The sequence below is a fragment of the Enterobacter sp. MG-EB028 genome (assembly GCF_056673305.1).
The window spans coordinates 4,266,370-4,282,025 of record NZ_CP195079.1; the positions used below are offsets into that span (position 1 = coordinate 4,266,370).

14 protein-coding genes are annotated in these 15,656 nt (G+C 56.1%); 9 read left to right on the forward strand and 5 right to left on the reverse strand.

What is annotated here, in order from left to right; translation table 11 throughout:
- Positions 1–19 precede the first annotated feature (19 nt).
- From rpoN to npr, 5 genes are all read left to right on the forward strand, one after another.
- Entirely contained in the window at positions 20–1,453 is a 1,434-nt protein-coding gene (gene rpoN, locus ACR42C_RS20245; protein WP_028014571.1) for an RNA polymerase factor sigma-54, read from the forward strand.
- 22 nt (positions 1,454–1,475) lie between these two features.
- Positions 1,476–1,763, forward strand: coding sequence for a ribosome hibernation promoting factor (gene hpf / locus ACR42C_RS20250; protein ID WP_014171818.1), 288 nt, complete (start codon positions 1,476–1,478; stop codon positions 1,761–1,763).
- Positions 1,764–1,845: 82 nt separating this feature from the next.
- The gene (ptsN, locus tag ACR42C_RS20255; RefSeq protein ID WP_116343515.1) at positions 1,846–2,337 is read left to right on the forward strand and encodes a PTS IIA-like nitrogen regulatory protein PtsN; all 492 of its coding nucleotides are present in this window, start codon (positions 1,846–1,848) and stop codon (positions 2,335–2,337) included.
- Positions 2,338–2,382: 45 nt separating this feature from the next.
- On the forward strand, positions 2,383–3,237 hold the full coding sequence (gene rapZ, locus ACR42C_RS20260) for an RNase adapter RapZ (RefSeq protein WP_014885397.1): 855 nt from the start codon (positions 2,383–2,385) through the stop codon (positions 3,235–3,237).
- Positions 3,234–3,506, forward strand: coding sequence for a PTS phosphocarrier protein NPr (npr, locus tag ACR42C_RS20265; RefSeq protein ID WP_003861872.1), 273 nt, complete (start codon positions 3,234–3,236; stop codon positions 3,504–3,506). The genes rapZ and npr overlap by 4 nt, the downstream gene beginning before the upstream one ends.
- A gap of 38 nt (positions 3,507–3,544) precedes the next feature.
- Here npr and mtgA read toward each other — a convergent pair whose 3' ends face one another.
- The 5 genes from mtgA to lptF all read right to left on the reverse strand — a co-directional run bounded on the left by mtgA (position 3,545) and on the right by lptF (position 9,804).
- Positions 3,545–4,270, reverse strand: a complete 726-nt coding sequence (gene mtgA / locus ACR42C_RS20270; protein ID WP_163329755.1) for a monofunctional biosynthetic peptidoglycan transglycosylase — start codon at positions 4,268–4,270, stop codon at positions 3,545–3,547.
- Complete coding sequence (gene elbB / locus ACR42C_RS20275) at positions 4,267–4,920, reverse strand: isoprenoid biosynthesis glyoxalase ElbB (RefSeq protein WP_479984502.1); 654 nt, start codon at positions 4,918–4,920, stop codon at positions 4,267–4,269. The genes mtgA and elbB overlap by 4 nt, the downstream gene beginning before the upstream one ends.
- A gap of 232 nt (positions 4,921–5,152) precedes the next feature.
- On the reverse strand, positions 5,153–7,486 hold the full coding sequence (arcB, locus tag ACR42C_RS20280) for an aerobic respiration two-component sensor histidine kinase ArcB (RefSeq protein ID WP_479984503.1): 2,334 nt from the start codon (positions 7,484–7,486) through the stop codon (positions 5,153–5,155).
- 135 nt (positions 7,487–7,621) lie between these two features.
- The gene (gene lptG / locus ACR42C_RS20285) at positions 7,622–8,704 is read right to left on the reverse strand and encodes an LPS export ABC transporter permease LptG (RefSeq protein WP_116343519.1); all 1,083 of its coding nucleotides are present in this window, start codon (positions 8,702–8,704) and stop codon (positions 7,622–7,624) included.
- A complete protein-coding gene (lptF, locus tag ACR42C_RS20290) occupies positions 8,704–9,804 on the reverse strand; it encodes an LPS export ABC transporter permease LptF (RefSeq protein WP_024906345.1) in 1,101 nt (366 codons plus the stop codon). The genes lptG and lptF overlap by 1 nt, the downstream gene beginning before the upstream one ends.
- Before the next feature lie 266 nt (positions 9,805–10,070).
- On the opposite strand from lptF, the gene pepA reads away from it, so the two are divergent.
- The 4 genes from pepA to ACR42C_RS20310 all read left to right on the forward strand — a co-directional run bounded on the left by pepA (position 10,071) and on the right by ACR42C_RS20310 (position 15,591).
- Positions 10,071–11,582 (forward strand): leucyl aminopeptidase, encoded by a 1,512-nt coding sequence (gene pepA / locus ACR42C_RS20295; protein WP_116343520.1) that lies wholly within the window; start codon positions 10,071–10,073, stop codon positions 11,580–11,582.
- Between the two features lie 84 nt (positions 11,583–11,666).
- Positions 11,667–12,110, forward strand: a complete 444-nt coding sequence (gene holC / locus ACR42C_RS20300; RefSeq protein ID WP_003861884.1) for a DNA polymerase III subunit chi — start codon at positions 11,667–11,669, stop codon at positions 12,108–12,110.
- Positions 12,110–14,965 (forward strand): valine--tRNA ligase, encoded by a 2,856-nt coding sequence (locus tag ACR42C_RS20305; RefSeq protein ID WP_163329758.1) that lies wholly within the window; start codon positions 12,110–12,112, stop codon positions 14,963–14,965. Before holC ends, ACR42C_RS20305 begins: the two co-directional genes overlap by 1 nt.
- 122 nt (positions 14,966–15,087) lie before the next feature.
- Positions 15,088–15,591 carry a GNAT family N-acetyltransferase gene (locus tag ACR42C_RS20310; RefSeq protein WP_116343523.1) on the forward strand — a complete coding sequence of 168 codons (504 nt, stop codon included), beginning with the start codon at positions 15,088–15,090 and terminating at the stop codon, positions 15,589–15,591.
- Positions 15,592–15,656 lie beyond the last annotated feature (65 nt).

The window sequence follows — 15,656 nt, forward strand, 5'->3', positions numbered from 1 at the left end:
GGAGAAAAATGCTCTGAACATGAAGCAAGGTTTGCAATTAAGGCTCAGCCAACAGCTGGCGATGACGCCGCAGCTACAGCAAGCAATTCGCCTGTTGCAGCTGTCCACGTTAGAACTTCAGCAGGAGCTCCAGCAGGCGCTGGACAGCAATCCCCTGCTGGAGCAAGCCGATCTTCATGACGAGGTAGACACCCAGCAGTCACAGGATACAGAAGCGCTCGACACCGCGGATGCACTCGAACAAAAAGAGATGCCGGACGAGCTTCCGCTGGATGCCAGCTGGGATGAAATCTATACCGCCGGCACCCCTTCCGGCACGCGTGCAGACTACCAGGACGACGAGCTACCGGTCTACCAGGGCGAAACCACCCAGTCGCTGCAGGATTACCTGATGTGGCAGGTAGAGCTTACCCCCTTCTCCGATACCGACCGCGCCATTGCCACGTCGATTGTCGACGCCGTTGATGACACCGGTTATTTGACCGTCACGCTGGACGACATTCTGGAAAGCATGGGCGATGAAGAGATTGAGATTGAGGAGATTGAAGCGGTACTGAAACGCATCCAGCGCTTCGATCCGGTCGGGGTGGCCGCGAAGGACCTGCGCGACTGTCTGCTGATCCAGCTTTCTCAGTTCAGCAAAGAGACGCCGTGGCTCGACGAGGCGCGCTTAATCATCAGCGATCATCTGGATCTTCTGGCTAACCACGATTTCCGCACCCTGATGCGCGTGACGCGCCTGAAGGAAGAGGTGCTGAAAGAGGCGGTAAATCTGATCCAGTCTCTCGATCCGCGTCCCGGTCAGTCGATCCAGACCAGCGAACCCGAGTACGTTATCCCGGACGTGCTGGTCAGAAAACACAATGACCGCTGGGTCGTTGAACTGAACTCTGACAGCATCCCTCGCCTGCAAATCAACCAGCAGTACGCCTCTATGTGCACCAGCGCGCGCAACGACTCCGACAATCAATATATTCGCAGCAATCTTCAGGAAGCGCGATGGTTGATCAAGAGCCTGGAGAGCCGGAATGATACCCTGCTGCGCGTGAGCCGCTGCATCGTCGAACAGCAGCAGGCATTCTTTGAGCAGGGCGAAGAGTATATGAAACCGATGGTACTGGCGGATATCGCCCAGGCCGTCGAGATGCATGAATCCACCATTTCCCGCGTCACCACGCAGAAGTATCTGCACAGTCCGCGCGGTATTTTTGAGCTTAAGTATTTCTTCTCCAGCCATGTGAACACCGAGGGCGGCGGCGAAGCGTCGTCAACGGCGATTCGCGCACTGGTGAAGAAGTTGATCGCCGCGGAGAACCCCGCGAAGCCACTAAGTGACAGTAAGTTGACCACCATGCTGTCCGATCAGGGTATTATGGTGGCACGTCGTACTGTTGCGAAGTATCGAGAGTCTTTATCCATTCCGCCGTCTAACCAGCGTAAACAGCTGGTCTGACACAACCGATAAGGAAGACACTATGCAGCTCAATATCACAGGACACAACGTCGAGATTACTGAGGCCTTACGTGACTTCGTGAACGCTAAGTTCGCGAAACTTGAACAGTATTTCGAAAGGATCAACCAGGTCTACGTTGTGTTAAAAGTGGAGAAAGTGACTCATATCTCGGATGCGACCCTGCATGTAAACGGGGGTGAGCTCCATGCCAGTGCGGAAGGGCAGGACATGTACGCGGCTATCGACGGCTTGATTGACAAGCTTGCGCGACAGCTCAATAAACATAAAGATAAACTGAAACAACACTAATTGTCCGGGCAGTTAACGGGTGCAGGACGGCCTGTTGTGAAACACAACAGGCCATTTGTACAGTTAGCGCTTAGGTGAAATTATGATAAACAACGATTCCGCTCTTCAACTGAGCAATGTCCTTAACCAGGAATGTACCCGCAGTGCCGTTCACTGCCAGAGCAAAAAACGTGCGCTGGAGATCATCAGTGAATTGGCTGCAAAACAGCTGGGCCTGCCGCCGCAGGTGGTGTTCGAAGCGATTCTGACCCGTGAAAAGATGGGCAGTACCGGTATCGGCAACGGTATCGCGATCCCGCACGGCAAGCTGGAAGAGGACACCCTGCGTGCCGTCGGTGTGTTTGTGCAGCTGGAAACGCCAATCGCTTTTGACGCCATTGATAACCAGCCCGTCGATCTCCTCTTCGCGCTGCTGGTGCCTGCCGACCAGACCAAGACCCATCTGCATACGCTTTCGCTGGTTGCTAAACGTCTGGCGGATAAAACCATCTGCCGTCGACTGCGCTCGGCCCAAAGTGATGAAGAGCTTTATCAAATTATCACTGAAGCAGAAGGCAATCAGGATGACGCATAACCAGGTGATGGCCTTCACATCTGTTGTCCTGAGGAGAAACGGAACATGGTGCTGATGATTGTCAGCGGTCGTTCAGGGTCGGGAAAATCCGTCGCCCTGCGTGCGCTGGAAGACATGGGTTTTTACTGCGTCGATAACCTGCCGGTCGTGTTATTGCCCGATCTGGCACGCACGCTAGCGGAGAGACAAACCTCCGCCGCCGTCAGTATCGACGTGCGTAACATGCCCGAATCCCCGGAGATCTTCGAACAGGCAATGAGTAACCTGCCTGACGCGTTCTCGCCTCAGCTGCTGTTCCTTGATGCCGACCGCAATACCCTGATCCGCCGCTACAGTGATACCCGTCGTTTGCACCCGCTATCCAGCAAGAATCTCTCGCTGGAGAGCGCAATCGATGAAGAGAGCGATCTGCTGGAGCCGCTGCGCTCCCGAGCCGATCTGATAGTCGACACCTCAGAGATGTCCGTCCACGAGCTGGCGGAAATGCTGCGTACCCGCCTGCTGGGCAAACGCGAGCGCGAACTGACGATGGTGTTCGAATCCTTCGGCTTTAAGCACGGTATTCCGATTGATGCGGACTATGTTTTCGACGTGCGCTTCCTGCCGAACCCGCACTGGGATCCCAAACTGCGTCCAATGACCGGCCTGGATAAACCCGTCGCGGCGTTCCTCGACCGGCACACAGAAGTTCACAATTTTATCTACCAGACGCGAAGCTACCTTGAGCTATGGTTACCTATGCTGGAGACAAACAATCGTAGCTACCTGACGGTGGCGATTGGCTGTACCGGCGGTAAACATCGTTCGGTCTACATCGCCGAACAGCTGGCCGACTATTTCCGCTCGCGCGGTAAGAACGTTCAGTCCCGTCATCGCACGCTGGAAAAACGTAAAACATGACCGTAAAACAAACCGTTGAGATCACCAATAAGCTGGGCATGCATGCGCGCCCGGCGATGAAGCTGTTTGAGCTGATGCAGGGTTTCGATGCAGAAGTGCTGCTGCGTAATGACGAAGGCACCGAAGCGGAAGCCAACAGCGTGATTGCGCTGCTGATGCTGGACTCCGCCAAAGGGCGTCAGATTGAGGTAGAAGCCACCGGTCCTCAGGAAGAGGAAGCCCTGGCGGCGGTAATTGCGCTGTTTAACGCCGGGTTCGACGAAGACTAACGTTCCCCCCTCGGCGGGTGGCGCTGCGCTTACCCGCCCTACATAAGATTATTACGCTGCATAAACCCCTCTCCGCCCAGCTGATTCATCTGGCGCATGATCCACGCCTGACGGCTTCGCACGTACCCTGACGGGGCGCTGGCCTTAAAGCGGATAGGATTAGGCAGAACAGCCGCGAGCAGCGCCGCCTCCGACATGCTCAGCCTGCTGGCTGGTTTATTAAAATAGCGTTGTGATGCAGCTTCGACACCAAATACCCCCTCGCCAAACTCGGCGATATTTAGATAAACGGTTAGAATGCGCTTTTTGCTCCAGACCGTTTCCATTCCCAGGGTGAGCCCCGCTTCCAGCCCTTTTCGCACCCAGCTTCGGCCATCCCACAGGAACAGGTTTTTTGCCGTCTGCTGCGACAGCGTTGATGCACCGCGCACGCGGTTTTCATGACGTTCATTGTGGGCCAGCGCCTTTTCAATCGCGGCCACATCGAACCCCCAGTGCTCCGGGAATTTCTGATCTTCCGCCGCGATAACCGCCAGCCCCATGAACGGAGAGATGTCCTCCAAGCTCACCCAGTCAGAATGGGCAACATAGCCGAAATCACCGGAGAACCACGCGCTAAGCTGGCGCTCAACCATGACCGCTGAAAACGGTACCGGCAAAATGCTGAACACGACCAGCCCGCCTCCCCAGAACACCGCCAGCACGAGAAAGGTGCGTAGAAGAAGGCGTTTCACCCATGCGCCTGCGGAAAACTGACGCCTCATTCTGTCAGCACCAGCACCCGGGCTACCAGCTTTTCAATGCCCACGGCGGCTTCCGCAATATTCTGCGCCAGCATATACGCGGGCGTGGTGACGACCTTGTTGTCTTCATCCACCACAATGTCATCGACCGGGCACGGAACGTGTTCGCCTCCCATTTCCTCGACGATCTCTGCGGTATCAATATCTGTTCCGATCGTCAGCCGTAGCGGGAAATCGAAAATGTTTGGCAGCATGGCCGGTGCGATACAGATAAAGCCCAGCGGCTTGCCCGCCGCATGCATCGCCAGCGTCAGCGCTTTTAAATCAGGGTCCACCCTGCACGCGGCGCCTTCGGCGGCAAAGGTGCTGAGGTTTTTCGCGGCGCCGAAGCCGCCCGGAACAATGAGTGCATCCAGCTCAGCGGCCTCTGCCTGCGCCAGCGGATGAATCTCTCCTCGGGCAATACGCGCGGCTTCAATCAGCACGTTGCGCGTTTCAGCCATCGGCTCACCGGTCAGATGGTTAATCACATCCGCCTGATTTTTATCTGGCGCGAAACAAATAACCTCTGCTCCCTGTTTAGCAAGGGCCAGCAGCGTGATTACGGCTTCATGTATTTCTGAACCATCAAAAACACCGCATCCGCTGAGGACGACACCAATTTTTTTCATCTTGACGCTCCTTCTTTGCAACTCGCTGAAGCGCATTAATAATTTTGATTAAAACGCTATGCTTCACACATTTCACTGATTCATGTAACAAACCATTTAAGATTTGCTATCTTATCTGCGTGCGGCCTAAATTTTTCCGGCGGCGCCGATTCGAAAATTACTTTAAAAAACAGGCGCAGCCACGATTTCCCTGGTGTTGGCGCAGTATTCGCGCACCCCGGTCTAGCCGGGGTCATTTTTTTCTGGCGTCCACCCAGGCTTTAAGCACCGCAACGTCGTTCTGCCACTCTTGTTTCATCTCTTCAACCCAATCACCCACGTTATCTTCCCATGCAGGTAAATCAGGCGACTGAATCTGTTGGCCCAGCTGCTGCAGGTGGCGTAATCCGACCGAGCCGGCCGCGCCTTTGATTTTATGCCCTTCTTCGACAATGCCCTTCTGGTCACGCGCCGTCAGGTTTGACTCCAGCACGCTCAGATAGCCCGGCATCATTTTTTCAAACACCGCCAGACCGTCGGTAATCAGTTTCGGGCCCACCAGATCGATGTACTGCTCCAGCATCGCGGTATCGAGTATCGTTTGGGCTTTAGCGCTATCAACAGGCGTCATGGTGTTCTCCTCTTCATCGTGGGTATCCCAGAACTTCTTGATCATGGCGGTCAGAGCAGGCACCGCCAGAGGCTTGCTGAGTACATCGTCCATACCGGCGTCGAGATACTCTTTTTTATCTTTCAGTACGTTCGCCGTCAGCGCCACCAGCGGCGGCAGTTCGTCAGCCGCGTACTGACGCGTCAGCTCACGCGAGATATCCAGCCCGGTCATATCCGGCAACTGGATATCCAGCAGAACGAGGTCATATTCGCCCGGTGTAAACATCTCCAGCGCGGCCTTACCGGTCATCGCGACATCCACGCTGTTGCCAAGTTTTTCCAGCACCGAGCGCGCTACAATCACGTTAAGCTCAATATCCTCCACCAGCAGGACATGCAGCGCAGGTAGCGGCATATCGTCGTTTTCAAAGGTATCCTCTACCTCTTCCGCCACCGCCGGCGCATGCACCGTCAGCGTGAAGGTTGACCCTTTGCCTGCCTGGCTGGCAACGGTGATGTCACCGCCCATGCTCTTCGCCAGCCGTTTAGACACCGCCAGGCCAATCCCGGTGCCGGTGGCCGGTTTCCCGCCGTTGCTGTCCTTCACCTGGTAGTACATCGCGAAAATTTTGTCCTGCTCCTCCTGCGGAATACCAATCCCGGAGTCCTCCACCTCGAAGTGCAGCATGTCGCCTTCGTCATAGCGGATACGCACCGCCACCTGCCCCTTCTGGGTAAATTTCACCGCGTTGCTGATGAGGTTCCACAGGATCTGACGCAGCCGCGTGCCGTCGGTAACGACCTTATGCGGCAGCGGCAGGGTGGGCTCCATGACAAAATTCAGCCCCTTCTGCTGCGCCTGCAGACCAGACAAGTTTTCCAGATCAGCAAGGAAGCTGGTGAAATCAACCGGCTGGTTATCAAGCTGAACCTTACGGCGCTCCATTTTATCCATATCAATAATATCGTTGAAGATATTACCCAGCGTGACCGCCGAGACATGGATAGTCTTGAGGTATTTTTCCTGCTCTGCGGTCAGGTCGGTGTCGAGCAGAATGCGGCTCAGCCCCACAATGCCGTTGAGCGGCGTACGCAGCTCGTGGCTGATGGTGGAGATAAAGGTGGTCTTGTCTCGGCTGGCGCGCTCCAGCGCGTCCTGATAGCGCTTACGCTCGGTGATATCACGGCCGAAGCCCATCAGGCCGTGGCGCTTTCCGACGCGGTCATAGTACGGTACCTTGCGGATCTCAAAACAGGCTTTGCGCCCGTCCGGGTAATCCAGCCACTGTTCGTAGGTCAGCGAGACGTTATGGCGGAACACTTTTTCGTCCGTCTCCATGACCTTGGCGGCCGCCTCTTCGGAGTAAACGTCCTGCGGCTTCAGGTGAATCAGCTGCTTCTCGCTTTTCCCGGTCAGGAGCTCCATCGCCCGGTTACAGCCGGAAAACTCTTTATCTTCGTTACGGTAGAACACCAGATCCGGCGACGCGTCCAGGAACGAACGCAGGAAGGAGGATTGCTGCTCAAGCTGGATCTGCGTCACCTCGCGCTCTTTCATTTCAATTTTCAGCTGTTCCAGCGTGGCCTGACGCTCGGCCTCCGCCTTCTCACGATCTGAAATTTCCTGATTCAGCTGCGCGATGTTGTCTTTAAGCTGAACGTTGAGCTTCAGGTCACGCTCGCGCATCTCCTCAAGCTTATCGACCAGTTTTGATAAGCGCTGACGGGACTCCTCCAGCTGTTCGACCACCACGGAAAGGAAATAGACCGCCCAGGGGGTAATGAGCAAGCCAAAGAAGATAGAGCGGATGACGTCGATACTCTCGACCTGGCCATGCAGAACCATGGTGACGGCCATTTGCACGACAATGGCCAGAACGACCAGCGCCAGCGCCAGCAGCATGGAGAAACGCACCAGCCCAAGCTTCATCATCAGGTCGACGTAGTACTGGGCAAGCATTCGAATTTGCTTCATAGAGGATCCCTTCACGACTTTATCGCTCAATAATACTCAAATTCGAGGCGGGACGTTGAGGGTTGTGAGAAAAAGTGCGGGATGAAACAGGAGATTAGCCTCGCCTCCGGTTCAGCGGAGGCGAGGAGAGGTCAATCAGGAGCGTTTCAGCAGCAGCCAGAGGCTGATCAGGAGGAAACTGGCGCTCGGCAGCAGCGCACCAATAATCGGTGGGATGCCATAAACCAGCGTCAGCGGACCGAAGATCTGATCAAGAACGTAGAACACAAAGCCGAAGCTGATACCGGTCACGACGCGCACGCCCATCGGCACGCTACGCAGCGGGCCAAAGATAAACGACAGCGCCATCAGCATCATCACCGCCACGGACATCGGCTGGAAGATTTTGCTCCACATGTTGAGCTGATAGCGCCCGGCATCCTGCCCGCTCGACTTCAGGTACTTCACATAGTTGTGCAAGCCGCTGATAGAGAGCGCGTCAGGATCCAGCGCCACAACCCCGAGCTTATCCGGCGTGAGGTTGGTCTTCCAGGTGCCGGACACCGTCTGCGAACCGGTGATCTGCTTTGGATCGGTCAGGTCAGATTCATCAACCTGCGACAAACGCCACTGTTTATGTTCAGCGTCAAACTTGGCCGAAGAGGCGTGTCGGACAGACTCCAGACGGCGCTGGTCATTGAAAGCATAGATGCTCACCCCGCCCAGTTCATCATTACCCTTTACCCGTTCGATGTAGACGAAGTTTTTACCGTCTTTCGCCCATAAACCTTGCTGAGTCGAGAGCAGTGAACCGCCGTACATTGCCTGAGCACGATAGTTACGCGCCATCTGCTCACCCTGCGGTGCCACCCACTCGCCAATCGCCATAGTCAACAGCACCAGCGGGATTGCGGTTTTCATTACCGACAGCGCAACCTGCATGCGGGTAAAGCCCGAGGCCTGCATTACCACCAGCTCACTGCGCTGCGCCAGCATTCCCAGCCCCAGCAGCGCGCCCAGCAGGGCCGCCATCGGGAAGAAGATCTGCACATCTTTTGGCACGCTGAGCAGGGTGTACATCCCCGCCCCCATCGCGTCATAGCTGCCCTGCCCGGCTTTTTTCAGCTGATCGACAAATTTGATAATGCCGGAAAGCGACACCAGCATGAACAACGTCATCATGATGGTGGTAAAAATGGTTTTACCGATATAGCGATCAAGAACGCCAAACGCCTGCATTAGATGGCTCCTTTACGCGAGAATCGGGCACGTATGCGGCGCACAGGCACCGTATCCCACAGGTTTAATCCCAGCGCCAGTAAGATGTACAGGCTGTTAACAAACCACGTCCAGACCATCGGATCCAGCTTACCCTTCGCGCCGTTAGAGCGAATCGAGGTTTGCAGCAGGAAATAGATCAGGTAAAGCAGCATCGCTGGCAGCATAGAGAGCACGCGGCCCTGGCGCGGGTTCACCACGCTTAGCGGAACGACAATCAATGCCATCATAAACACGGTGAATACGAGCGTAATACGCCAGTGGAATTCAGCACGCGCTCTGTCGGTATCGGTGTTCCACAGCGTACGCATATCCATTTGCTCGGTATCCGTTGGATCGAGCGCTACCGCCTGATGGCCGATAATAGCCTGATAGTTCTGGAAATCCGTAATACGGAAGTCGCGCAGCATCGCGGTGCCTTCGAAACGGGTGCCTTTGTTCAGCGTGACTATCTGAGAACCGTCTTTGCGCTGAGCGAGCTGGCCCGAGTCGGCAACCACCACTGACGGACGCGCGTTACCTTTGGGACGCAGCTGCGCCAGGAATACATCGTTGAATTTACTGCCGTCAACGCTCTCGATAAACAGCACGGAGTTTCCGTCAGTTGCCTGCTGGAACTGACCCTGCGCGAGCGCCGCCATGCCGGGGTTTGCTTTCGCCTCGGCCAGCACTTCGTCCTGATGACGGGAAGACATAGGACCCGCCCACATTACATTCACCGCCGCAACAATGCCCGTGAACAGCGCCAGTATCATCGCCGCTTTCACCAGTACGGCTTTACTCAGGCCGCAGGCATGCATCACCGTGATTTCACTCTCGGTATACAGCTTACCGAGCGTCATGAGCAGGCCGAGGAATAGGCTCAGCGGCAGAATAAGCTGCGCCATTTCCGGGATCCCCAGACCAAGCAGGGAAAGCACCAGATTCGTTGGAATTTCGCCGTCAACGGCCGCACCGAGGATCTTAACCAGCTTCTGACAGAAAAAAATCAGCAGCAGGATGAAGAGGATCGCCAGTTGGCTTTTGAGCGTCTCCCGCACCAGATATCTTATGATTATCACTTTAAATACGCCCGTAAAAACCCGTCTCTTTGCAGGAATTTCGCTTGTTTCATGGCTTAAACGTCATTTATTCTCTTGAGTCGTCGAAATCATCGCTAAGATTAAAACATCCAGCGGATTCACGCTTCAGGACTTTTTCTGACGTGTCGAAACCGTAGTAACGTAAGATTAACACGAAGTCACCACAACAGCGGACATGAGTTACGAAAGGTTTCAATTCTATCTGTAGCAGCCGCCGTTGTCTTTAAGATTCAGGAGCGTAGTGCATGGAGTTCAGTGTAAAAAGCGGTAGCCCGGAGAAACAGCGGAGTGCCTGCATCGTTGTGGGCGTCTTTGAACCGCGCCGACTCTCCCCGATCGCCGAGCAACTCGATAAAATCAGTGACGGCTATATCAGCGCCCTGCTGCGCCGTGGCGAACTGGAAGGCAAACCTGGGCAGACGCTGTTACTGCACCATGTTCCGAACGTCCTGTCAGAGCGTATTCTGCTGATTGGCTGCGGCAAAGAGCGCGAGCTGGATGAGCGCCAGTATAAACAGGTCATTCAGAAAACCATTAATACGCTGAATGATACCGGTTCAATGGAAGCCGTCTGCTTCCTGACCGAGCTGCACGTCAAAGGCCGTAACACCTACTGGAAAGTACGTCAGGCAGTCGAAACCGCAAAAGAGAGCCTGTACAGCTTCGATCAGCTTAAGACCAACAAAAGCGAGCCGCGTCGTCCGCTACGCAAAATGGTCTTTAACGTGCCAACCCGTCGCGAACTGACCAGCGGAGAGCGCGCCATCCAGCATGGCCTTGCGATTGCCGCCGGCATTAAAGCGGCAAAAGATCTCGGCAACATGCCGCCAAACATCTGTAACGCCGCCTACCTCGCCTCTCAGGCGCGCCAGCTGGCTGATTCCTACAGCAAAAACGTCATCACCCGCGTTATCGGCGAACAGCAGATGAAAGAGCTGGGCATGCACTCGTATCTGGCGGTGGGTAACGGCTCGCAGAACGAATCCCTGATGTCGGTCATCGAATACAAAGGTAACCCGTCCGAAGATGCGCGCCCTATCGTTCTGGTTGGTAAAGGCCTGACCTTCGACTCCGGCGGTATCTCCATCAAGCCTGCCGAAGGCATGGACGAGATGAAGTACGACATGTGCGGCGCGGCGGCAGTTTACGGCGTGATGCGCATGGTCGCGGAACTTCAGCTGCCGATTAACGTCACTGGCGTGCTGGCAGGCTGCGAAAACATGCCAGGCGGTCGCGCGTACCGTCCGGGTGACGTCCTGACCACCATGTCCGGGCAGACCGTTGAGGTGCTGAACACCGACGCCGAAGGCCGTCTGGTGCTGTGCGACGTACTGACCTACGTTGAGCGCTTCGAGCCTGAAGCGGTGATTGACGTGGCAACCCTGACCGGTGCCTGCGTGATTGCCCTGGGCCACCACATCACCGGCCTGATGTCGAACCACAACCCGCTGGCGCACGAGCTTATCGGCGCGTCTGAGCAAGCTGGCGACCGCGCATGGCGCCTGCCGCTGGGTGACGAGTATCAGGAACAGCTGGAGTCTAACTTTGCGGATATGGCGAACATTGGCGGTCGTCCTGGCGGGGCTATCACCGCGGGCTGCTTCCTGGCGCGCTTCACCCGCAAGTACAACTGGGCGCACCTGGACATCGCCGGCACCGCATGGCGCTCCGGTAAAGCCAAAGGCGCAACCGGTCGTCCGGTGGCGCTGCTGTCGCAGTTCCTGCTGAACCGTGCGGGTTTTAACGGCGACGAGTAAGCCAAAACGGCAGTAAACCGTAGGCCGGGTAAGGCGAAGCCGCCACCCGGCTTAAGCATTTAAAGTGAGCACAAGAAGCCCCATATGAAGAATGCAACGTTCTACCTTCTGGACAACGACACCCATCAGGATGGCCTCAGCGCCGTTGAACAGCTGGTGTGTGAAATTGCCGCAGAACGTTGGCGCGCAGGTAAACGCGTTCTGATTGCCTGTGAAGATGAACAGCAGGCGATTCGCCTGGATGAAGCGCTGTGGGCGCGCCCGCCGGAGAGCTTTGTGCCGCACAACCTGTCGGGCGAAGGTCCGCGAGGCGGGGCCCCGGTCGAAATAGCCTGGCCGCAAAAGCGCAACAGCAGCGCGCGCGATATTCTCATTAGCCTGCGGACAGACTTTGCAGATTTTGCCACTGCTTTCACAGAAGTGGTAGACTTTGTCCCTTACGAAGAATCCTTGAAACAACTGGCGCGCGAACGCTATAAAGCGTACCGCCTGGCTGGTTTTAACCTGAATACGGCAACCTGGAAATAATGGAAAAGACATATAACCCACGCGATATCGAACAGCCGCTTTACGAGCACTGGGAACAGCAGGGCTATTTCAAGCCTAACGGCGACGAAAGCAAAGAGTCCTTCTGCATCATGATCCCGCCGCCGAACGTCACCGGCAGTTTGCATATGGGGCATGCTTTCCAGCAGACCATCATGGACACCATGATCCGCTACCAGCGCATGCAGGGCAAAAACACCCTGTGGCAGGCAGGAACTGACCACGCGGGTATCGCGACCCAGATGGTGGTTGAGCGTAAAATTGCCGCTGAAGAAGGTAAAACCCGTCACGACTACGGTCGCGATGCGTTCATCGACAAAATCTGGCAGTGGAAGGCAGAATCAGGCGGCACCATTACCCGTCAGATGCGCCGTCTCGGCAACTCCGTGGACTGGGAGCGCGAGCGCTTCACCATGGACGAAGGCCTGTCCAACGCCGTGAAAGAAGTTTTCGTCCGTCTGTATAAAGAAGACCTGATTTACCGCGGCAAACGCCTGGTCAACTGGGATCCGAAACTGCGCACCGCCATCTCTGACCTGGAAGTGGAAAACCGCGAGTCCAAAGGCTCCATGTGGCACATCCGCTACCCGCTGGCCGACGGCGCAAAAACCGCCGACGGTAAAGATTACCTGGTGGTTGCCACCACTCGTCCGGAAACCCTGCTGGGTGATACCGGCGTGGCCGTTAACCCGGAAGATCCGCGTTATAAAGACCTGATCGGCAAATTCGTGGTGCTGCCGCTGGTAAACCGCCGTATTCCAATTGTGGGCGACGAACACGCCGACATGGAAAAAGGCACCGGCTGCGTAAAAATCACCCCTGCGCACGACTTTAACGACTATGAAGTCGGTCGTCGTCACGCCCTGCCGATGATCAACATTCTGACCTTTGACGGCGATATCCGCGAAAGCGCAGAAGTATATGACACCAAAGGCAACGAATCCGACGTCTACTCCAGCGAGATCCCGGCTGAGTTCCAGAAGCTGGAGCGCTTTGCCGCGCGTAAAGCGATTGTGGCTGCCGTCGACGCACTGGGCCTGCTGGAAGAGATCAAACCTCACGATCTGACCGTGCCGTACGGCGACCGTGGCGGCGTGGTTATCGAGCCAATGCTGACCGACCAGTGGTACGTGCGTGCCGACGTGCTGGCGAAACCGGCTGTTGAAGCGGTTGAGAATGGCAGCATTCAGTTCGTGCCGAAGCAGTACGAAAACATGTACTTCTCCTGGATGCGTGACATTCAGGACTGGTGTATCTCCCGTCAGCTGTGGTGGGGTCACCGTATCCCGGCATGGTACGACAACGAAGGCAACGTTTATGTTGGCCGTAGCGAAGACGAAGTGCGTCAGGAAAACAACCTGAGCGCGGACGTTGCCCTGCGTCAGGACGAAGACGTGCTGGACACCTGGTTCTCCTCCGCACTGTGGACCTTCTCCACCCTTGGCTGGCCTGAGAACACCGACGCGCTGCGTCAGTTCCACCCAACCAGCGTGATGGTGTCCGGCTTCGACATTATCTTCTTCTGGATTGCCCGCATGATCATGATGACCATGCACTTCATCAAAGACGAAGACGGCAAGCCGCAGGTTCCGTTCCATACCGTCTACATGACCGGTCTGATCCGCGACGACGAAGGCCAGAAGATGTCCAAATCCAAGGGTAACGTCATTGACCCACTGGATATGGTTGACGGTATTTCTCTGGAAGAGCTGCTGGAAAAACGCACCGGTAATATGATGCAGCCGCAGCTGGCGGAGAAAATCCGCAAGCGCACCGAGAAGCAGTTCCCGAACGGAATTGAGGCTCACGGTACAGACGCCCTGCGCTTCACCCTGGCGGCGCTGGCCTCGACCGGCCGCGACATCAACTGGGACATGAAGCGTCTGGAAGGTTACCGTAACTTCTGTAACAAGCTGTGGAACGCCAGCCGCTTCGTGCTGATGAACACCGAAGATCAGGACTGCGGCTTCAACGGCGGCGAAATGACCCTGTCTCTGGCGGACCGTTGGATCCTGGCGGAATTCAACCAGACGGTGAAAGCATTCCGCGAGGCGCTGGACAGCTACCGCTTCGATATCGCGGCGGGCATCCTGTACGAATTCACCTGGAACCAGTTCTGCGACTGGTATCTGGAGCTGGCGAAGCCGGTAATGAACGGCGGCACTGAAGCGGAGCTACGCGGCACGCGCAACACGCTGATTACCGTTCTGGAAGGTCTGCTGCGCCTGGCGCATCCGGTCATTCCATTCATCACCGAAACCATCTGGCAGCGCGTGAAGGTCATTGCGGGCATCAACGCCGATACCATCATGCTGCAGCCGTTCCCGGCATTCGATGCGGCTAAGGTTGATGAAGCGGCGTCTGCGGATACCGAGTGGCTGAAACAGGCGATCGTTGCGGTACGTAACATCCGTGCTGAAATGAACATTGCCCCGGGCAAACCGCTTGAGCTGCTGCTGCGCGGCTGCAGCGAGGCTGCCGTTCGTCGCGTCACCGAGAACAACACCTTCCTGAAAACCATGGCGCGTCTGGAAAGCATCACCGTGCTGCCTGCGGATGACAAAGGTCCGGTTTCCGTGACCAAAATCATCGACGGCGCCGAGCTGCTGATCCCGATGGCAGGTCTGATCGACAAAGACGCCGAGCTGGCGCGTCTGGCGAAAGAAGTGGCGAAAGTCGACGTGGAAATTGGCAAAATAGAAAGCAAGCTGGCGAACGAAGGCTTTGTCGCCCGTGCACCGGAAGCGGTCATCGCCAAAGAGCGTGAGCGTCTGGTTGCCTTCGCCGATGCGAAGACCAAGCTGATCGAGCAGCAGGCGGTTATTGCAGCCCTGTAATGCTTTACCCCTTACGCTTCAGGGCGTAAGGGGTACCCTTCCTGAAAACTCCTCGCTTGCACTCCCTTTTCTGCGGTGCTATTAACAGCAACTGTGTGTCAATTTTTGTAATGAGTAATGCTATGAGCGTGATTACCCCCGTCGCGGCGACGATGCGTCGGATCACTGAGCAGGACAATCCGGCTATCGCCGCCGTTATCCGCACCGTTTCTGCAGAGTATGGGCTGACAGCGGATAAAGGTTATACCGTTGCGGACCCGAATCTTGATGAACTGTTTAAGCTGTACAGCCAGCCGGGCCACGCCTACTGGGTGATTGAGCAGGACGGCCAGGTTGTGGGCGGCGGCGGCGTTGCGCCACTGAGTTGCAGCGAGCCGGATATCTGCGAGCTGCAGAAAATGTATTTCCTGCCTTCCGTACGCGGGCAAGGCCTGGCGAAAAAGCTGGCGCTGGTCGCCCTGGAACACGCCCGCGCTCATGGGTTTAAACGCTGTTACCTCGAAACCACCGCCTTCCTCAAAGAGGCCATCGGCCTGTATGAACATCTGGGCTTTGAGCATATCGATGCGCCGCTGGGCTGTACCGGCCATGTTGACTGCGAAGTCAGGATGCTGAAAAGTCTGTAATTTTCGTTCCTGCCCTCTTCTGTTAAGCGGCTGTAAACTGAATGCTCTACACTCTCAGTTCACAC